5 protein-coding genes and 2 pseudogenes are annotated in these 22,269 nt (G+C 42.7%); 1 reads left to right on the forward strand and 6 read right to left on the reverse strand.

Features of this window, described 5'->3' with window-relative positions:
• Positions 1–2: 2 nt before the first annotated feature.
• Together V5G28_RS11960 and V5G28_RS11965 are read right to left on the reverse strand one after the other, a co-directional pair.
• Complete coding sequence (locus V5G28_RS11960) at positions 3–7,925, reverse strand: amino acid adenylation domain-containing protein (protein ID WP_332997527.1); 7,923 nt, start codon at positions 7,923–7,925, stop codon at positions 3–5.
• A gap of 45 nt (positions 7,926–7,970) precedes the next feature.
• Positions 7,971–12,209, reverse strand: a complete 4,239-nt coding sequence (locus V5G28_RS11965; protein WP_332997529.1) for an SDR family NAD(P)-dependent oxidoreductase — start codon at positions 12,207–12,209, stop codon at positions 7,971–7,973.
• Positions 12,210–12,575: 366 nt separating this feature from the next.
• On the opposite strand from V5G28_RS11965, the pseudogene V5G28_RS11970 reads away from it, so the two are divergent.
• Positions 12,576–12,728 (forward strand): annotated as a pseudogene (locus tag V5G28_RS11970) (reverse transcriptase N-terminal domain-containing protein); the annotation flags it as partial.
• On the opposite strand, the gene V5G28_RS11975 reads toward V5G28_RS11970, so the two are convergent.
• The 4 genes and pseudogenes from V5G28_RS11975 to V5G28_RS11990 form a co-directional block, all read right to left on the reverse strand.
• Complete coding sequence (locus V5G28_RS11975; RefSeq protein WP_332997531.1) at positions 12,728–14,788, reverse strand: ABC transporter ATP-binding protein/permease; 2,061 nt, start codon at positions 14,786–14,788, stop codon at positions 12,728–12,730. The pseudogene V5G28_RS11970 and the gene V5G28_RS11975 sit on opposite strands and share 1 nt — an antisense overlap.
• 378 nt (positions 14,789–15,166) lie before the next feature.
• Complete coding sequence (locus tag V5G28_RS11980; RefSeq protein WP_332997533.1) at positions 15,167–16,345, reverse strand: 2-isopropylmalate synthase; 1,179 nt, start codon at positions 16,343–16,345, stop codon at positions 15,167–15,169.
• A 202-nt stretch (positions 16,346–16,547) separates the two neighbouring features.
• Complete coding sequence (locus V5G28_RS11985) at positions 16,548–16,697, reverse strand: hypothetical protein (protein WP_332997534.1); 150 nt, start codon at positions 16,695–16,697, stop codon at positions 16,548–16,550.
• Positions 16,684–22,061 (reverse strand): annotated as a pseudogene (locus tag V5G28_RS11990) (amino acid adenylation domain-containing protein). The gene V5G28_RS11985 and the pseudogene V5G28_RS11990 overlap by 14 nt, the downstream one beginning before the upstream one ends.
• Positions 22,062–22,269: the final 208 nt, after the last annotated feature.

Here is a 22,269-nt window from a genome sequence, read left to right on the forward strand (position 1 = left end):
GCTCAAAACTCCACTATTTCGCCACTGACTTCTTTTACTGATAAATCTTGTGTTGCCCAATCCATGACTTTGAGGTAGGCTGCTAAACCAGCTACTGTGGGAGACTCAAACATCGTCTGTATGGGTAAGTCAAGTCCAAAAGCTGAGTTGACCCGTGACATCACTTGGGTAACTAGCAGGGAATGCCCCCCTAGTTCAAAGAAATTATCCTTAACGCCAATGCGTTCAACTCCCAAGACTTCACTCCAGATTTGAAGTAGTTGAGCTTCAATGGGCGTTCGCGGTAGAACAAAGCCCGTTGAAAGATTTCTAGTAGCTGTATCCGGTGTTGGTAGGGCACGACGATCCACCTTGCCATTGGGTGTCAAAGGTAGGGCATTGAGGACGACAAAAGCTTGCGGCACCATGTAATCGGGTAGCTTTTGTTGGATAAACGAGCGTACTTGCGGCACTAACTTCTGGACTAACTTGCCGTGTAGGGGATTGTTAGTGTAGTCAGTCCAGGGTTTGATAGTGACTGTTGAAATATCCCAAAAAGCGATTGCGTTGGCGTCGCCTCTCCAAGAGTTGCCCAACCCAGGCATCGCTTGATGTCCTGGCGTTGAACTGTTGCGGCACAACACCACATCATAACAACCATCTTGACTACTCTCCCACCAACTCAGGTGAACAGTATAGCCGAGATGCTGCCCCAGTTCCCAAAACTCTTCGGGATTGATGCCAACAGTTGGCTGTTGTGCTAGCAGTTGCCGTAGTTGCCCCACTGTTTCGACAGCTGGGGGATGTTCTAACCATTGCCAAATCTGTAGTGCTTGCTGTACCCGTTGATTAGGCACACCCCTGATTCCTAACAATTCTGGCTGTTGCTGGTGCAGTTGATTTTCAATTTGTGTCAACTCAAGCCCGTCTAGTTGCCAGTTTAACCAAGGAACTACCGTTTTTTGGACATCACTATCCACATGCAGGGTGACATCATAACGGAATTGGGTTAGCTCATTTTGACTGTTACCGCGTTTGGGCTGAATCTCCACCCAAGTAATCTGAGGAAAACGTGTTTGGAGGGCGATGAAGAAACCAGGATCAATCACCAATTCTTCTTCGGCAGCTACACTAGAGTGTACCATTCGCTGCCATTGTTCAATAGTTCTTTCTTCAGAAGCTTCGGACAACTGCACGGCGGCATGGAATGGCTGTAGTAACGGCAAGCTGCGGACATCGCCCACAAAGATAGTACCAGACGCGCCAATTGCCGCCATTGCTCCTTCGAGAACTTGCAACAAATACTCAACGCTGGGGAAGTATTGTATTACTGAGTTGACAATTACAGTATCAAATTCTCCTTTGGGGATACCTGCAAAGTTATCTGCCATTTGGTGCAGCAGTCGCACATGTTCTAGACCCTTAACCGTGTTGCATACCTGCTCAACGTGCTGTATAGCAGCGCTGGAATAATCACATCCCCAATACTGTTGACAGTGCTTGGCAACGCGGGATAGCAATAACCCCGTTCCACAACCAATTTCTAATACTCGCTGTGGTGACAGGGACAGGATTCGGCTCACTGTATTCTCAACCCACTCCTGCATTTCCCAATCTGGGATCGGTTGCTTGGTGTAACTACTGTTCCAACCACTAATATTAAACGTGAGATCATCTGCGGATGCTTGAGCTTGCCCGTATGCTTGCTCATAGAGTATTTGCCAGTCACTCACGTACTCACTCTGCCATTGAGCCAGCTGCTGGGGTAATACTTTGTTTTTGAGATCTGGCACTAAGTAAGCCACCAGCTGTTTATCACCAGTAGTGTCAACTCTGGCGACGACGACACCTTCCTGTACCAACGGATGTTGGCTCAAAACTGCTTCAATTTCCCCTAACTCGATACGGAAGCCGCGCACCTTAACTTGATTATCGATGCGTCCCAGGTATTCAATGTTGCCATCCGGTAAATAACGTGCCAAGTCCCCAGTTTTGTAAAGTCGAGAATTTGGCTCATCGCTAAAGGGATTGGAGATAAATTTCTCAGTTGTCAATTCCACACGGTTGAGATAGCCTCTTGCTAACCCTACACCACCAATGTGCAGTTCTCCGGGTACGCCAATCGGCACTGGTTGTAAGTACGAGTCTAAAATGTAAATTTGCGTGTTGGAAATTGGACGACCAATTGAAATTTTCTTGTCGTCAATACTGCATTTTGCCACTGTGGCACAGACGCTAGCTTCTGTTGGTCCGTAGGCATTGAAGAAGTTTCTGCCAGCAGACCATTGTTTTATAAGTTCAGCAGAACAAGCTTCTCCGGCGACAATGATTGTTTGCAGTGCTGGAAGTTCTTCCACAGGCAGAACTGCTAGTGCTGATGGTGGTAGGGTGATATGGGTAATGTCATAATTGCCTAATCGCTCAATTAACGGCGTACCCGGCATGAGAGAGTCTTTTGTTCCCAGGTAAAGTGTTGCTCCTGTTCTCAGAGCCATGATGACTTCCCAGATACAAGCATCAAAACTCAAGGAGGCAAACTGGAGAACGCGATTATCAGAATGTACGCCAAAAGCTTGAATCTGAGCTTGAGCTAGGTTGCACAATCCCCTATGTTCAACCATCACGCCTTTGGGTTTACCTGTGGAACCCGAAGTGTAAATCACATTAGCTAGATCGGAAGCTGTGGCTCCAATAGTCAGGTTATCTTGGTTGTTTTGGCTAATTTGTGACCAGACCTGATCTAAAAAGACAAGGTTTGCTTGATTTGGGGGTAGTTTATCAATAAGTTGCTCTTGAGTCAGGAGCAGTGAAACTTGAGTGTCCTCTAGTATAAAGCTCAGACGGTCAGTAGGATACTCTGGGTCAAGCGGCACGTAAGCACCACCCGCCTTGAGAATTGCCAACAGTCCTATGACCATTAAAAGCGATCGCTCCACACACAACCCCACCAGTACATCTGCTCCCACACCCAAAGACCGCAAGTAGTGCGCCAATTGGTTAGCACGGCAATTCAACTGGTGGTAGGTGAGTTGTTGGTTTTCAAACACCACCGCCACTGCATCTGGGGTACGCGCTACCTGTTCTTCAAACAACTGATGAATACACTTATTCTGCGGATAGTCTGCTTGAGTCGAGTTCCACTCCACTAACAGTTGATGGCGTTCCTGCTGGGTGAGCAAGGGCAGTAATGCTACTGGCTGTTGTGGATTTGCCGCGTTTGCGCCAGCGTGCTGTAGGCATATCGCTTCTAGCAAATTCTGGTAATGGTTCATCATGCGGGCAATAGTCGCCGCATCAAATAAATCACTGCTGTAACAGCAAAAGCCCTCAAGACCTTCTGGTGTTTCCCAAAAGTGTAATTCCAGGTCAACCCGAACCGTGTCCAGATGCCAAGGTATCTCCTCGACGCTTAAACCAGGCAAATCCCAAGGGAAGGTAGGAGCATTCTGGAGAGCAAACACCACCTGCACCAGTGGGTTACGATTCAATTGTCGCTCCACTTGCAACTCTTCCACTAATATCTCGAAGGGCAAATCCTGGTGTTCATAGGCATTCAGGGTGACTTGTCGCACTTGCGCCAGTAAGGCTTGAAAGGACGGTTCTTGGGACAGATCGAACCTCAGTGCTAAAGTGTTGACAAAGAATCCAATCAATGATTCTGTTTCCTGACGGTTGCGATTGGCAATAGGAGAGCCAACAACAAGATCCGTTTGTCCACTGTAGCGAGAAAGTAAGACGACAAAACCTGCCAACAACGTCATAAACAGAGTGGCTTCTGACTCTTGGCTGATCTGTCTAAGTTGAGAAGTCAGCAAGACATCTACTTGAAAGCGCTGTACACTTCCTCGAAAAGTCTGTACAGCTGGGCGAGGGCGGTCTGTGGGTAGTTCTAATAGAGGTGGTGCTCCAGTTAACTGTTGCTTCCAATAGCTTAACTGACGCTCTAGTACCTGATTTGTCAGCCACTGACGCTGCCACAAGGCGAAGTCGGCATACTGCACAGCTAACTCTGGTAAAGTGACAGAACTACTGGTGGAAATAGCTCGATAATGGTCAGACAGTTCGCGGATCAAGACACCCATTGACCAGCCATCAGCAGCAATATGATGAATCGCCAACAGCAGTATGTACTCGTCTTGAGCAACTTGCCACATCTTGACTCGCAGTACAAGACCATTCGCCAGATCGAATGGTTTGCGGGCTTCTTTGATTGCCTCTTGCTCCACTTGTTTCCTTGGATCTGGCAGATTCTGTAGATCTACTACTGGCAATGTGATGGTAATCTCAGGGGCTATGACCTGTACTGGTTTGTTATCTTTGACCTCAAAGCGAGTACGCAGAACCTCATGCCGCCGCACCATTTCTTGGAGCGCCCCTTCCAAAGCTTTGACATTCAGATTTCCCACCAGACGAGCGGTACAAGACATTGTGTAAGCACCACTTTCGCCTTCCAAGTGATGGAGAAACCACAGGCGCTCCTGCGCCCATGATAGGGGTATGTCCTTGTCTCTGGGGAAGGGCACAATCGCGGGCACTGTTAGAACTGAACCAGTTTGCAGCTCAGTTAAGATCGCCTCACTTAACTGGGCAACTGTAGGTGATTTAAATAGATAGCGCAGTGGCAACGAAATTTGAAAAGCTTCCTGCAAGCGAGAAATTACTTGTGTAGCTAGCAGGGAATGTCCGCCTAGTTCAAAGAAATTATCATTAATACCCACTTGCTCTACTCTCAGCACCTCAGCCCAAATTTGTGCCACCGTTTTTTCAATTGATGTGCGCGGGGCAACAAATTTGTCTGACATTTGCAGATCTAAATCTGGTGCTGACAGGGAACGGTAGTCTACCTTGCCGTTGGGAGTTAGTGGTAAAGTTTCTAGAATTACAAAAGCCGTTGGCACCATGTAAAGTGGCAGTTGACTGGAGAGGAAATTCCGCAGTTCACTGTTAATGTCTGTATGCTGTTGATGTGGCACCACGTAGGCGACTAAGTATTTCTCACCCCTGATGTCTTCACGGACAATCACACAAGATGCCTGGACATTGGGATTTTGGCTCAGAACTGTTTCTATTTCTCCCAACTCAATGCGGAAGCCGCGGATTTTTACTTGGTTATCAATGCGTCCGAGGTATTTTATGTTACCAGATAGCAAATAGCGTGCCTTATCTCCAGTTTTGTAAAGACGGGAATCAGGGTCAGTGCTAAAGGGATTGGAGATAAATTTCTCTGCTGTCAACTCTGTCCGGTTGAGGTAGCCTCTAGCTAAACATATTCCACCAATATACAATTCACCTGCTACACCGATTGGCACGGGCTGGAGATATCGATCCAGGATGTATATTTGGACATTATTAATCGGTCGTCCAATTGGTAATTGTAGTCGTGTATCTTCTAGCACTAACTCTGACAATTTGCAAAGGGTGACTCCTACGGTTGCTTCACTGGGGCCATATCCGTTGATCAACAGTGGAGGTTCCTCCAGCTTGTCGCAACGCAATCTATCGTCCACATACTTTCGCCACTGTTTTAATTTTTCTAGCAGCGCTTGTTCTCCCCCAATAATCACCAGTCGTACTGATGTAGGCAAGATTTCATTTATCATAGCCAATTCAGAGGTCAACTCATGCCAGTACGCTGTTGGCAGTTCCAAAACCGTTAGCTTCCACTCCCAACACTTTTGCAAAAATGTAGAGACAGAATTCAACATTTCATCGGTACGCAGCACCAGTGTTCCACCACAACTCAGGCAGTGACAAATCTCCTCAACTGCCGAATCAAAACTGATAGATGAAAATTGTAAGACGCGATCGCTACTGTTAAATCCAAATACAACCTTTGTTGCTGCAATTAAATTCACCAAAGACCGATGTTCAATCATCACTCCTTTGGGCTTACCAGTAGATCCAGAAGTGTAAATTACATAAGCTAAGTTATTCGCTTGCACATCTGCGGTGGGATTGTCCTGACTGGACTGGGAAACCAGATGCCAGTCACTATCCAAGCAAACAAGCGGTGCTTTTTGCTCAGGTAATTTCTCAACTAGATGGTGTTGGGTCAGCAGCACTGACACAGCCGCATCAAGGAGCATGAAACTCAAACGCTCTTGGGGATACTCTGGGTCAACTGGTACATAAGCACCACCCGCCTTTAGAATGCCAAGAAGTCCAATGACCATTTCGAGCGATCGCTCTACACACAACCCGACCAGTACATCTGCTCCCACACCCAAAGACCGCAAGTAGTGTGCCAATTGATTGGCACGACAGTTCAACTGGTCATAGGTTAGTTGTTGATTTTCAAACACAACTGCCACAGCATTAGGTGTCCGCTGAACCTGCTCCTCAAACAATTGATGGATACACCTATCTAGTGGATAATCCGCCTGAGTATCATTCCACTCCACTAATAACTGATGCCGTTCTTGTGAGGTTAGCAAAGGTAATTCCCCAACTCTGTGATTGGGATCGCTGACTATTGTTTCTAACAGAGTTTGGAAATGAAGAGTCATCCTAGCAATTGTATCCGCCTCAAACAGATCGCTGTTATATTCCCACGACCCAATTAATCCTTTTTGTGTCTCCCAAATCGAGAGGCTCAAATCGAACTGAGCCGTACCCCGGTCTACCATCTCTGGAGTCAGACTAATACCAGATATCTCTAAAGTATCGAGCGAGAAATTCTCCAAGACAAACATTACTTGAAACAAAGGATTGTAGCCGAGTGAACGTTCCGGTTGTAATGCTTCTACCACTCGTTCAAATGGAACATTCTGGTGTGCCTGGGCATCTAAAACAACAGAAGACACCTGGGCGAGCAACTCCTTAAAACTGGGATTGTCTTTAATTTGAGTACGCAACACTAAGGAGTTAATAAAACAGCCAATGAGGGGTTCAACTTCTGTGCGATTGCGGTTAGCAAAAGGAGAGCCAATACAAATATCATCCTGACCACTGTAACGATGAAGTAAGACTGCAAAAGCTGCTAGAAGCGTTACAAACAGAGTAGTTCCTGACTGTTGGCTCAAGGTTTTGAGTTGTGCAGTTAAATCCGAGTTGAGTTTCCATTTTTGAACCGCACCAGAGAAATTCTCAACCGAGGAGCGAGGATAATCTGTTGGTAGTTCCAATAACGGTGGTGCGTCTGCTAATTGTTGCTTCCAGTAGTCAAGCTGCTGTTGTTGCAATTCCTCTGTTAACCATTTTCGCTGCCAAACAGCAAAGTCAGCATACTGGATGGTTAACTCTGGTAATGAAGTTGGAGAACCAGTAGAAAAGGCTTGATAAATGGCTGACAATTCTTTGATGAATATTCCCATTGACCAGCCATCTACAATAATGTGGTGTAGGGTTAGTATCAGCAGATGCAACTCTGACTTCTGACGCAGTAGACTGACTCGCAATAAGGGCTGTTTGCCTAAATCAAAGGGCTGGCGAACTTCTTTAGTAACTAGTTGTTGAATTTCAGCTTCTTCTAATCCTTGTAAGTCTACGACTGGGATGTTTATAGTCAAAGTAGGGACAATCCGTTGCACCACCAATCCATCTACTGTTGGGAAAATACTCCGCAAAGCTTCGTGGCGACGGATAATTTCGTTGAGAGTTTGCTCTAGTGCTGCTACATTTAGCGTACCAGTAATCCGAAATTGGAAACTTTCATTATAAGATGGGTTTTGGCTATCTAACTGATTGAGCAACCACATCCTTTGTTGACTAAAAGATAAAGGTAAATCGCAATTTCGGTTAATAGATAATATGGGTTCAAAAGCTATTTTTTTCGCAGTTCTTGCTTCTTGAAGACAACTAAATATTTCTGCTTTCCGCTCCATTAACTCCTGTTTGAGGGCTGAAGTCATTACTCCCTTAGGAGCGCGATAGCGTAGCTGGTCGTCTTCAATCCAAACTTTTATATCTAAACTGTGTAGTGAAGATAAAAATTCAAATACTGTCATTTTATATGTATCCTTCTTCCTATTCAAAATTGAACTGTTGTGACTTTATAAACATCCTTCTTCGTATTCTTCTTCTATGTTAGTAATAAATGTATTTTCATCTTCTGCTGCAATTCGCAGTACCTCAATGTTACGAGCCAACTCACCTACAGTAGGAGATGTAAATAAACGGTGTAAAGACAACTCTATAGAGAAAGCATCGCGCAACCGAGAAATTACCTGCGTCCCCAAGAGGGAATTTCCTCCTAGTTCAAAGAAGTTGTCGTGAATGCTAAAAAGCGGTGTGCCTAAAACTTGCTGCCAAATTTGAGCAATTTGTTGCTCTACCTGGTTCCGGGGTGCTACATGGGTATCTGTTTGCTGACGAATAAACTGCCGAATCAATTTGTCTTTATCAATTGCACCACTTAGGGTGAAGGGCATCTCGTTAAGCTGTACTAAATTGCAGGTGCAAGAAGTTCCAAAGCGGTCTTGTAGCTGAAAGTCTGGTAATTTTATAACCTTGTCATTGCTACTAGAGGTAAAATAGGCAGTTAACTTTTGTAAGCTAAAGGCTTGAGGCTGCCAACGTTGAATGTTCTGGTTGCTCCCGTCCAAACCTATGAATATATGTGCTTGCTGATGTTGTAAACTTGCAAGCATTGAAGATATTCCTTGGGACAAAGACATAACATAGTAACCTTTGGCTCGGATCAGATTCTTCATCTGATATCCTTGGCTCATGCCTGTTTCGTCCCACATACTCCAAACCAAACAATAGCTCGATAATCCACTGTTGTATTTTTGATAATGGGAAAAGCTATCAAGAAAACTATTGGCAGCAGCATAAGCCCCGACAGCAGTGCTGCCAAAAAAACCGTGTGCTGAAGAAAAGTTGATAAAAATGCTGTCCTTATTGCCTTTAACCAATTGATGCAGCGCCCAAGCACCCAGCATTTTGGGACGCAGCACTGATGCTAAGTTCTCCTGGGTTTCTTCAAGTACAAGCTGCTCATGAAAAGTTCCGGCTAAATGGATTATGCCATCCAAATTCTTCCCCCATCGGGATTTAGCTTTTTCAACTATTATTTGCAACTGCTTGAAGTCACAGATATCAACAGCTTCGTAAATTACCTCTCCCTCAAGCTGCTCTAGTTCCTGATAAGCTTGAATGCGCTGTCCAATAGTGCCTCCTTGCTCTAGATGGGCATTCCAACTGATTTTTTCGGGTATTGGAGTTCTGCCGAGCAACAGTAGCTGAGCTTGGTAATGTTTCAGTAGGTACTGCGCTATCTGGATACCTATACCTCCGAGTCCTCCAGTGATTAAATAAGTTCCTCCTTGCTTGAAGGTGACTGGGGATTTAGGTTCGCTCGTTAAATCAACTTTTTCTAAACGAGGAACGAAACGCTGCCTATTTCTGTAAGCTACCTCTCGTTCTTTTGACGAAACTTGCATCTCTTGTAAGATATAAGCTCCATTTGTTTCAACTTCAGCGTAAGGCAAATCGATGTGGCGACAGTTCAAGTTTGGCAGTTCTTGGGGAATGGTTTTCAGCAGCCCTAATACTGCTGATTTCTCGTAAGCTATTGGGTCAGATGAGGAAATAGACTGGATATGAGAAGAAATAAATAGTAATTGAACAGAATTATCAGAACCCTGAACATTGGCTAAAGCTTGAACTAAGAATAATAAACTGTATATTCCTTGCTCTTGTGCTTGTTCGAGGGCATCAAGGCTTTTGACTTCGCCAATATATTGGTCATAAGTCCATAAGTGAAGTATTTGCCCAATGATAATGTTATCTGCTGCTAGAGATTCAAATAAGAGTTGATAGTCCTTGGCTTTTCCTGGAGTGATTGTGTAGTGTGAGCGATTGATTTTTCGGAAATTTTCTCCGGCTGAAATAGTTATGTATGGCAGGTTCTTCTCTGACAAGATTTTACATAAATATGCCCCCAGTCCCGAAGAATCTAGAAATACTAGAGTGGGATTAATAATAGATAAAGAAGAATTAAAAGTAATGGGATATTTGGGCTGCCATACTTGACGGTAGAACCAGTTGGAAATGGTATTGGCGTTACCAAGTAATATATCAATCCGTTTAATAATTGATTGAAACTCACCTGTATTGAAGCGCTGGCTCAGTTGGGAGCGTTGGATTTTACCAATGGCGGTTTTAGGAATAATTTCTTGAGATACTGGAATCAAATAATCTGGATTTACTCCCAGCTTGTTGACTATAGAAGTGCGAATTTTTTTTAGGAGAGTCACCAATTTACTCTCATCAGAAAGAGAAGTACTAAAAAAAATAGCTAATTTATCAATATTAATTCCGGGCTGTCTTACTCCGCAAGCGGCTGTATAAGAGATTTCTATTCCTTCAACTTCCTCAACAGCCGCTTCGATTTCGTGGCAGTAGTAGTTGAGTCCGTTGATGATAATCACATCTTTCTGCCGCCCGGTAATAGTTAAACGCCCCTGATGCAGAAATCCTAAATCTCCTGTGTTAAACCAGCCATCTGAGGTAAAAGCTTCTTGGTTTGCCTGTGGATTTTGATAGTAACCAGAGGTAACAGATGCACCCTTTACCTGTAAACGACCAATGGTATTTTCTGTAACTATTTGTTCGTTTTCATCAACGATACGTAACGAAGCACCAGCAATTGGAGGCCCAAGTTCCACAAATAAAGTGTCATCTGATGAAGATTCTAGAGAAAAACTGTCAGACCAAGTAATCCCAGAACAGGTTTCGCACATCCCAAAGGCTGGGTGAATAGCATTACTGTCCAGACCGTGGCGGCGAAGCAGCTTTAAGAAATTCCTTGCTATTTTAGCTTGAATAGCTTCCCCAGCGTTGACTAGAAACTGCATTGAAGATAAATCCCAATGCTTTTGGTTAATCTCAAAAGCGCGATCGCATATCAGGGAAAAGGCAAAATTAGGTGCCCAACTAATCGTAGCTTTATGCAAGTCAATTAAATCTAGCCACAAGAGCGGATTTTGCACAATCAAGTCAGTAGGTACATGAATTTGTTGGCAACCTAAATCAACAGCCATGATACTTAGAAAAACAAGGGCACCCACATGATCCAGAGGCATCCAGTTTAAAGTTATGTCCTGACTGGAAAAATGATTCATTAAAATTGTGCCAGCCGACATACTCAATAAATTGCGATGATTTAGCATCACACACTTGGGTATACCAGTGCTTCCAGAAGTCAAAAACAAAATCGCTAAATCCTCTGGCTGACTTTGATGTAAGTTAAAATCTGCTTCGCACTCACGCAATTTATCAATAGTTGCAACTTGAAAGTTTTCTAAATTCAAAACTCTTGACAAATTAGCAATCTTGTCAGCTAAAGAAGCGCTTGTCAGTACAAGGGGTTTCCTCAGTATCTGCCAAGTATTTTGAAGTTTGCTTGCAGTACTGTTGGCTGGCTCATAAGTTGGGGCGATGGAGATTGCTACTGGGACAAATCCTCCTAGCACGCAACCCCAAAAAGCACAGATGAAATCTTGATTGTCGTCAAGTTGAAAAATTACTTTGTCTTGAGGCTTGAGTCCTAACTTTCTCAATCCAGCTAAAATCTGTTGGGCGTCTTGCCATAGCTTGCTATAAGACTGAACTTTCTCAGTGCCATCAGGCTGAATGTAGATGATACCTTTAGTTGAACTTTCAGCGGCTCGTTGTAGTACTTGTACTAAAGTTCTTGGAGTGTCTTGGGCATATTGCAGTGGTTCCCCATAACTAATGGCTAGCTTTTTTGAAGAGGATGAGCTACTGTTTTCTATCTTCTGAATAGGTGTGATTGCTTGTACCTTTTGCTGGCTATCAGAAGAGGCGTTCGCTTGATTTTCAGGTAGTAAATCCTCTAAATGTATAGGAGGAATTCTTTTAAGTTGGGGTTCGACAACTACCGCAACACGTTCAATTTCTGACAATGACTGTAGTTGCTTTTCTAGACGAAGCATCAACTCAGAGTCAATAACTCCTAAAGTAGTTAGAGTAGCTTCATCTATGCGCCCTATATCTGTTAAGGGTATGGCGGAAACTGGCACAATTGCCTTGGGTATCGATTCGCTAGGCAGAATTGTTTGCAAGTGAGATAACAATTGTTCTGGTACAAATAAACTTGATGGAACTACATAAGCAACTAACTCTTGTTTTAACTTTTCCGTCTGCCTCTGTATGACTACACAATCGTCAACAGTCAAACTTGCTCGGATGGCAATTTCTACTTCCTGTATCTGAAAAATTTTCTGACTTGAAGCTAAAGACTCGCTATAACTATTTAACTGCATCAGCGATATTCTCCTGAAAATTTGTTCTTTGACAATCTGAATGACCTTCTCATTGGAAGTTGGTTTTTGTATTAATAGTTTTTGACGAGTGTTCTTGATTAATATTTGGGGTTGTTTCGATTGTTAGAAATTGACCGGAACTTCGCTTACCTGATTATGGATTTTTTTCAAAAAATTAATACTTAATTAAATAAACTCGTTCTCTTTCAACCCTGATGATGAATGTCTGTCCACATCATCTTGGATGATTGCAGATGGTAGTTTTTCACGAAATATGTTTTGCAGTATACATTGTCTCACCTTAATCAAGAAAATGCAATAGTAGTTAAAACATTAAGTAGATAGTTAAGACAGTTAAACAGTAGAATTCCTAGTAAATTTTGGATAAACTTACCGTGGAAGAAATTGCGCCGTAACTTATTCCACCTACAAAAACGAGTGTACAAAGCAGTTAAAGTTGGATGTATGCGGAAAGCGCGGTCTTTACAAAAACTGATTCTAAAAAGTATGAGTAGCCGCTAAATTCTCACCCATTTCAACACCTTGCGATCTTTGTCATAGCGGTAGGTGACGCCATCTTTAGTTGTGATTGACTTGCCAAGGCTTGCCTTGCTTCTGATGGTGTTAATGGAAGTGCCTGTTAATCTCTGCATTTCCTGATGAGAAAGCCCTGAACTGGCCCTGATTTCTAATTGACTTATGGATTGATTCTGGGGTGAAACATCTATTGTCATTTGAGGGTTTTCGGGAGAATTAGGAGCTTGAACTTCTGTAATTTGAGAGTTTTCGGGAGGATGAGTAATAATTTCGTTGACTCTTTGAAGGCGATAATCCTCCACAGTCACAACTTGCCAACTCGAATCTTGTGAAAGTTCTAAAACCCATTGATGATAATTAAACAAACTCTCTCGATGTCCAACACTGATAAAAGTTGTTTGAGTTGATTGCAATTGTTCATATAAATTGCCTTCATTTGTCAAATCCAAAGCACTGGTTGCTTCATCTAAAATAGTAAAGCTGGGATGAGTAATTAACAATCGTGCAAAAGCCAAGCGTTGTTGTTCTCCCAGCGATAAAATATTCTCCCAAGGGACTTCTGTATCAAAGCCATCGATTCGACTTAGCAAATTTTGCAGGTTAACTTGGTGCAAAACTTCTTCGAGTTCTGCGTCGGTCATTTGACGGTTTGTATTAGGGTAAAGTAACTGTTCGCGCAATGTTCCCAAGATAATGTAAGGACGTTGGGGTAAAAACAACACGGATTCTAGGGGAGGACGCACCAGACGACCAGTTCCCGCATTCCACAAACCAGCGATCGCTCTCAACAGAGAACTTTTTCCTCGTCCACTCGGTCCAACAATCAATAAACCTTCTCCCGGTTGAACAACGAGTGACAAATCTTCGACAATGACCTGTTCATAGTTTGGCGTTTGTAAGGTGACATTCTCAAAAGCCAGACGGTTTTCTTCTATTGTTTTGATGGTACTCATGTTCTCTGGCTGTTGCGTCACAGCTTTCAAAGCACCGGACAACTCAGCTAAACGCTCAACATAACTGGAAAACCGTCCTGAAGTTGCAAATTCTCTAATTAACTCTGCCATAGCAGTGGCAAACAGATTACAAGCTAAACTGGCTTGGGCAATTTCTCCAAAATCAATTTCACCTTTAATCTGTAAAGGTCCGAATACTATAAATGGAAATATTTGGATAACCGCCTGATATCCTCTGTTAAAAATATCCTGAGTAATCTCCCAATTAATCTTGCGTTTAGCACTTTTGATAATATTATTAAATCTTCGTTGAATTATATTTGATTCTTGTTTTTCTCCCTGAAAAAAAGCTATTGATTCAGCATGATTCCGAACATGAGTTAGGCTGTAAGTATAGTCGGCTTCAAATTCGAGTTCTTCTTGCTTAATCTTATTCAATTCTTGTGCTAAGTAAACAGCAATTAAATTGCCTATTATGGTATAACCAACCAATGCAATTGCAATCCATTGGGAAAGAGACCAGAGAATTATTAAAAAAGTGGTCATTTCCAGCACTTTTTCTAGAAAAGTAGCCGAAAAAGTGAGAGCATTTCTGGTAAGGGGTTCGATTTCTTGAGATATCCGTTGATCTGGATTATCAACATCGGATTTAAAGTTGATTTTATAATAAGCACGATTGCTCAAATATTTTTCTAAAATAGAATTATTTAGCCATTGGTACCAATCAAGAGCAATTTGCTTTCTAACAAATTTAGAAAATCCTACTAAAAGCGTTACGAAGACAAGGGCAACACCGTAAACCAATAACGTATCAACAAATTTCGTTAAATCCTTTTCTTCAGTGATAATATCGAGCAAATAGCGGTTAACGAAGCTATTAAAGGCAGTTACTGCCACGAGCGCGACGATTAATAATATCAGGAGAATGAGCATTGCCCATGAACGAATCACATCTGAAAATGCTCTTCCTTGTGCCTCTGTTGGATACCAGTAAGACCCTGTGAGCGCTTTGACATTCTCCCAAAATTGATTAAAACCCGGAGAAGAATCATTCGTTGAGTTTTTATCAAGAAAAGTTGTAGATTGCATATTTTAAAAATTAGTTTAGCCTCTTAAGGCTGACTGATGGATTGTTATAATTCAGCACGCAGGAATCAGAAGTCATCCTTTAGAAGGAATCGAATATGATTGGTATACTTATATCTTGCAAGAGTTGCAACAGTGAGGAGGCGAAGCCTCTAAACCCTCGTTACCAGGTTCAACCTGGTAAGGAGATATTAGAGCCTCTGGCTCTTGTTGGCTGCAAGATCTGAGTATATTGATTTATCACATATTCTCCTGATTCTTTAACTATCCTGAATCCTGTAAGCGTAAGCGCACGCGGAGGCGTTAAGGTAGCGTCTAGTGGAGGAGATACAAAGCAGCGTGCTGTAGGGCATATTCTGAGTTCTCAATTCTTACAATGGATTATTCAAAGACACCATTTTCCCATAGCTCTAACACCTCGTTGGCTGTAAAATAGCGTTCTTGTTCAGTAGCAAGAGATTTGATAGCGGAGCGCATTTTCTCGTATTGCTCTTTGGGTTGAGGATTTTGCAGTTGCTTTTCAAATAGATATTGGAAATTACTGACTCCACTCCATTTGCCAAATACAACGTCTACCGTATTATAAGGAAATACTGCATAGCTTTTGGGATCAGAAAACAAAGAATTGATATGGATACCTGATTCATGGCGTTGAGCAGTTTGAGAGTAAGGGGGAGCGGGACGAACACCCAATTGCTCAATGTAATCAGTCACGGCGGCGATCGCATCATAGTTAATCCCCTTGACTTCAATTCCGAAGCGGACTCGCAACCCATTTAACACCTGCTCAAGGGCAACATTTCCGGCTCGTTCACCAATTCCGCTAAAAGTACCCGATACTAAAGTCGCTCCGGCTATGACGGATTGGAGAGTATTTTCCAGAGCCAAGCCCATGTCATTGTGGTAGTGTACCCCGAAAGCAACCCCTGTTGTACATTGGAGCAGGTCGTTAATCCAGATATAGCTCTTTTCTGGACTGAGGACTCCGACTGTATCACAGAGCATAAAGTGTTCGACATAAGGGCTGCATGAGCGGATACATTCCACTAAAAAGTCAAAATCAGCTCTTGAGGCATCCTCGGCGGCGAAGTCTACGATGAGTCCAGCAACCATAGTGGCATAGCGTAAATTTTCGACAATCAGATCAATAGCGTTTTGGCGAATTCTCTCGATTACTTTTGTTGGAATATCGTCATCAATGGTTTTTCCTTTAAACTCGTTCAACAAACGGATCTGAGGATCTCGCAGAAACAGCAGTCGATCAGAAAGTCCGTAGAAAAGTATGATGCGTTTAACTCCATACATTTTGGCTTGATCAATGTACTGCTTTCCCATCAAAGTAGAAGCAGTGATCAGACTACCTAATCCCTCTGATACTAATGATTTGACTAGCTCTTGTTCTTGCTCACAAACATGGGGCATGATGGCAAGTCCATGAACTCCCGTTTGGGCAATTAGATGGGCAAGTTTTTGTTTAGTTGGGTAAGAGAAGAAAATGCCTGCTTGTTGTTCTCCATCTCGCAGGGTTTCATCACAAATTTTGATAGGAAGAGTTTCCATTGTTTTACACCAATTCAACATTCAAAATTAAGAGAGTTAGAGGATGTTTGAAAAGTCATGTTTGTTGCCCAAACTATTTTAGATACCCCTAAATACCCCTTAAAAAGGGGGACTTTGAGAGGCTTTTTGCCCCCCTTATTAAGGGGGGTTGGGGGGATCTGCTTCAAATTTTGGTGTTATTAACAACTTTCTAAATATCCTCTTAGAATGATGCACTTTTGATGATATGGTCAATAATTGTGAGCGATGCTGTAAAGCAACTGCTACGCTCCGGGGCAAAGCCCCGCATAAAGGCGATCGCCTTTTTAATGATTGATAGTCTGGATTTGAGTGAATCTCTACTCTGTTTCATCTACCATCGCTGCCTGTAATTCTGTGGCTAACATTTTTACATTGGGTTCATAAAGCATTTGACCGTGGTTACCAGGTACAGATATGATTTTGACAGGCTTTTGAGTATAAGCTTGCCATCCCCAATCCGGTAGATTGTAATCGGAAAAGGCTTGGTGTTCTTGCACAAGCATCTCATGAACTTCTTGAGCCCGGAATAAAACAATAGGGGCAGAAATTCGATAATTAGGCTGATAATTCGCGTAATTAAGCGTCAGCATTTTCATCACTTTCATATTGGTTTTCAGTAAAGAAAGGGTTGAGTGTTCAGGTAGAATATTATGTTGGTATAAATACTCTGCTGCCAGTTCCCAACGAGCTTGGTCATCGTTTTGAGCAGCTAAATCATCGTATTTCAGTCCTAAAGAAACTTCCTTTAAGGCTTCAATCCGTTGAATCGATTGCCAAATCCAATCAATATCTGCTCTATTAGTTATATGCTCAGGGTGAGAAACCAGTCCGGCGTCAAAGATAGCCAGTAAACCCACTTTTTCACCTTGCTGTTCCAGTTGGGAAGCTATTTCAAAGGCAACAGCACAACCTGAAGAGTATCCTGCTAGTATGTATGGGCTCTTAGCTTGCTGTTGACGTAATAGCTCAATCAATTGACTTGCATGGGCTGCTACTGAGTTAGGGAGTAAGTTCAGTCCGTCTCTTCCTGGAGTTTCCAGTCCATAAACTGGTCGTTCAGTTCCTAAATTTCTGGCTAAATCTCGAAAATAGAAGCCGTGTCCGTTTGCGCCAGGAAGACAAAATAGAGGGGCTGCATCTCCGTCATGTTGGAGTGATAGTAAATCGGGATGGGATTGAACCTCGGTATGACAAAGTTGTTGTGCCAGTTGAGCAATAGTCGGGTTTTGAAATAAACTGCTTAAGGAAGGTTGTTGCCCAAACACCTGTTGAATATTATTGAGCAGTTTTACTGCCAATAAAGAATGACCGCCCAAGTCGAAAAAATTATCATGAATGCCAATTTCTTGACGTTCGAGTACAGCAGACCATACCTGTGCTAGTTGTTTTTCAACTTCGTTGCGTGGGGCTGTATATGAGCCTTGAACCCCAAAATTGGGAGCGGGTAAAGCGCGATGGTCTACCTTGCCGCTTGGTGTTAAGGGTAGTTTGTCTAGCAAAACAAAGGTGGAGGGTATCATGTAGTCGGGCAATAGTTCCTGAAGATTAGCCCTCAATGACTGTGTTAAATTATCTGGTTTATTATTTTTTGTATTGTCATAGTCAGCAAATAATCGTTGATAAAAGGGTGTTTGTCGGAAATTATTTTTATAGTGATAGGAGACATATTCAAAGTCAATACTTTCTCCATTCCTTTTCAGCAAACGACCTTTAATTAAATAATCTGGGTTGAGATTATTTTCGCAGAGTGTTCTGGAACAAACTGCTTGGATGATATCACCATATTCAACCGCAATTCCTGGTTCAAATAACGGAAAATAAACAGGCAGCCAGCAATGTTCATGTTCGAGAATATCTATTTCTTCTCCGGTAATAGTGTGCAAATTTAGCCACACTAAAAATCCATCCATTCGCCCATTTTTCTGAATTTCAAGTTTCACTCTATGGGAGAACTCTGGACTAATATATTCATTGAAGTTCAAGTCTTCTAAAACATCCACGGTAGACAGAACATTTGCTTGAGGAAATTTCTTAATACATACCCTTAAGTCAAATGGATATCCGACTTGCTTAAAGATTTCTTTGGTGTAATGTGCGGGAGTTTTAGCAAATTTGGGGTTGTGTAATATTTCATCTGGGAGAGTAACAGCAGCCATCTTAGTCACACTTCTTTCAGGAATCATCAAACCATCAGGCTTGAGAAGTCTTCTAGCGTTATTAATAATTACTGCTGCTCCTTCAGAGCCACCAATTGCTCCCACAATTTCTGAAACGCAGACATCAGCAAGTTCTGGGAGAGCAACTAAAGTTGCATCGCCATGAATAACTGTGATTTTGTCTGCTAAACCTAATTTTTCAATACAAGCTATTGCTTTGCGGCAGGTTTCTTTGTCTCTTTCAATTGCATAAATTTTCTTAGCACCCCCTTGGGCACAAAATCTAGACAAAATAGCATCTTTACCTGTGCCAATTTCAACGACTATTTTATCTTTGACCAATTGATTAATGGCGGCTTTATAGCTATCGTTGCGCCGATGGTCATTGGTCATAGCATAATACAGTAATTCGTCATAGACATAGTATTCAGCTACAGATGGCCATAGTTCTACTTTGTCTGTTGATAAATTTTCTACTTGGGATGATTCGAGGTTTTTCTGTTCTGGTACAACATAAGCTACTAGACGTTTATTATCTGGTTGGTCTTCTCGTGCGACTACTACTGCTTTCTGCACTCCAGGTTGCTGGGACAACACATTTTCAACTTCTCCGAGTTCTATGCGATAGCCGCGAATTTTGACCTGATGATCGATACGACCGAGAAATTCGATGCTACCGTCATTCAAGTAGCGTCCTAAATCTCCTGTTTTGTAAAGCCGGGAATGCGGCTCATTGCTAAAGGGATTGGGAATAAATTTCTGTTGTGTCAATTCTTTTCGGTTGAGATAGCCTCTTGCCAATCCAACACCACCGATGTGCAACTCTCCTGGCACACCAATCGGTACTGGTTGCAAATTTTCGTCTAAGATGTAAACTTGCGTATTGGCGATCGCCTTACCAATAGATATTTTCTCGTCTTCAAGGGTGCATTTTGCAATCGTGGCACAGACACTAGCTTCTGTCGGTCCGTAAGCATTGAAGAAGTTTCTGCCAATAGACCATTGTTTGATTAATTCAGCAGAACAAGCTTCTCCGGCTACAATTATTGTTTGCAGTGCCCGAAGTTCCTCTACAGGCATCACTGCTAACGCCGATGGTGGTAGGGTGATATGGGTAATGCAATGATTGCGTAATTGCTCAATTAATGGCTGCCCTGGCAGTAGAGAGTCTTTTGTTCCCAGGTAAAGCGTTGCACCTGACCCTAGAGCCATCAAGATTTCTGCGATGGAAGCATCAAAACTGAAGGAGGCAAACTGGAGAACGCGGCTATCAGAATGCAAGCCAAAAGTTTGGATTAGAGCTTGAGTTAAATTGCATAGTCCCTTATGCTCAACCATCACACCCTTGGGTTTACCTGTTGAACCAGATGTGTAGATGACGTAAGCCAGATTCGCTGCTGTTGTTTCGGTAATCGGGTTTTTTAGACTTTGTTCGGCAATAACTGACCAGCTTGTATCTAAACAAACTACATGTACTTGATGCTCAGGTAATCCAGTTGCTAACTTTTCAGTTGTCAACAGCAGCGATACCCCCGAATCAGATAGCATGTAAGCTAAACGCTCTTGTGGGTAGGTGTGATCGAGCGGTACATATGCCCCACCAGCTTTGAGGATACCTAGTAGACCAATAATCATCTCACTAGAACGTTCAACGCAGATACCAATTAAAGTGTCTGGTTTAATGTTATGATTTTGAATCAGGTAATGAGCAAGTTGGTTCGCTTTTTCATTCAATTGTTGGTAACTTAACGTTTTTAAACCATTACTGTTCGCTGTCAAAAATTCTCTGTAGGATTCAAAACTGACAGCAATGTTATCAGGGGTTTTGGCAACTTGTTGTTCAAATAGGTCAACCAGGGTTTGATTGTGGGGATAATCGGTTTGAGTTTTACTCCAGCGTTGTATTTGCAGAAGTTCCGCTGCTGTCATTAAAGGCAGAGTATTAATAGGTTGGTTTGAGTTACCAACAATGGAATTAAGCAGAACTTCAAAGCGTTCCGCCATCCGTTGTATAGTACTCTTCTCAAACAGATCGGTAGCGTATTCCCAAGAGCAATTTAACTGGTTGTCATATTCCATCACCATCAGTGTTAAGTCAAACTTAGCGATCGCATGACTTAATCCGAGCCATTGAATCTCTAGTCCTGGCAAACTCAGGTCGGGACTTTCATTATTTTCCAGCGTGAACATGACCTGAAATAAGGGATTATGACTCATGCTGCGTTCTGGTTGTAACTTTTCTACCAGAAGCTCAAACGGGATGTCTTGATGACCATAGGCGTCTAAACAAGTTTGGCGACTTTGTTGCAGGAACTCGATAAAACTTTGCTCAGGCTTGATTTGAGTACGCAATACAAGGGTATTGACAAAAAAGCCGATTAACCCTTCCGTCTGGCTATGGGTGCGGTTAGCAATCGGAGAACCAATACACAGATCGTTTTGGCGACTGTAACGAGAAAGTAAAATACTCAAAGCCGCCAACAAGGTCATAAACAGGCTTGCCCCTTGTTGTTGACTGAAGGTTTTAACAGCAGTGCTTAATTCCGGCGTGAGAGAGTAGAAATAGCGATCGCCTCGGTAGCTTTGCTGTGCTGGGCGAGGATAATCGGTAGGCAACTCCAGTAATGGGGAAGCATCCTTGAGTTGATGTTTCCAATAGTTGATCTGGTTTTCAATACCTCCCCCTGCAACCAGTTTCGTTGCCAGTTTGCATAGTCGCTGTATTGAATGGGTAAGGGAGCCAGGTTTGGGGTTTGACGTTGGGCAAAGGCGGTATAAGCTTGCCGTAACTCACGGACAAACACCCCGATTGACCAGCCGTCGCTGATAATGTGGTGCATATTAATGAGCAACACATATTTCTGCTCGTTCAATTGCAGCAGTTTTGCTTTAAACAAGGGACCAGTATTTAAGTCAAACGGTTCTTGAGCATGAGCATCGATTAAACACTGGAGGGTTGGATATTGGGGAGCTCGGGGTTCCCTCTGGGGATGAGGGGCAATGGGGACTGGGGACTGGGAAAAAGTTTCTTGATTCCCAGTCCCTAATTCAAGGTTTCGGCAATCTTGTATAGTGAGAACTTCCATGTCGTCTAAATTTTGGATAACAACCTGAGGATGTCCCGCCACTGTAGGAAAATACATCCGGAGACTGGCATGACGGTTAAGCAGATAAGCCAAACTAGAGCGCAGGGCATTAGTATTGAGGTTGCCTTCCAATTGTAAAGCCATCGGCATATTGTAAGTAGCTGACGGCCCTTGGAGTTGTGCTAACAGCCAGAGGCGTTGTTGAGCAAAGGAAAGAAGCTTGGGGGTATCATCTGTTAAAGTGGGAATTTCCTCTGCCATGACAGTTTTGGCTTTGGCAGCATTTAAGAATGCTAATATATCTGCTTTGTTAGTTTGAATTTCCTGCTTAAGTTCAGAAGTGAGAGCGTTTTTACTAGTACGAATCCGTAACTTATCATCTTCAGCCCAAATTCGGCAGCCCATGTTCTGCAAACGAAGCATTAAAGAAACTACTTGCTTATTTTTTGTCATAATATAGGACTCCTCCACAGATTTTTGAACGACACGTAAGGTGGGCAGTGCTTAGCAAAATTCGGATGTAGTGGGCAAAATACGGTAAGCACTGCCCACCCTACAATACTGTCGCTGTTGATAAAAGTAAGTAATTTTTAACAGTAAGTAATTCTTAAGAGTAAAGTGGAATCAGATAGGGCAATCATAGGTTAAGTTTCTGATGAAA

Source organism: Scytonema sp. PRP1 (assembly GCF_036697665.2).
GTDB lineage: Bacteria > Cyanobacteriota > Cyanobacteriia > Cyanobacteriales > Nostocaceae > Kalymmatonema > Kalymmatonema gypsitolerans.

Coding starts and splice junctions, on each gene's coding strand:
- V5G28_RS11960 (WP_332997527.1), bottom strand. CDS start 7,925: ATGACAGTATTTGAATTTTTATCTTCACTACACAGTTTAGATATAAAA.
- V5G28_RS11965 (WP_332997529.1), bottom strand. CDS start 12,209: ATGCAGTTAAATAGTTATAGCGAGTCTTTAGCTTCAAGTCAGAAAATT.
- V5G28_RS11975 (WP_332997531.1), bottom strand. CDS start 14,788: ATGCAATCTACAACTTTTCTTGATAAAAACTCAACGAATGATTCTTCT.
- V5G28_RS11980 (WP_332997533.1), bottom strand. CDS start 16,345: ATGGAAACTCTTCCTATCAAAATTTGTGATGAAACCCTGCGAGATGGA.
- V5G28_RS11985 (WP_332997534.1), bottom strand. CDS start 16,697: ATGAAACAGAGTAGAGATTCACTCAAATCCAGACTATCAATCATTAAA.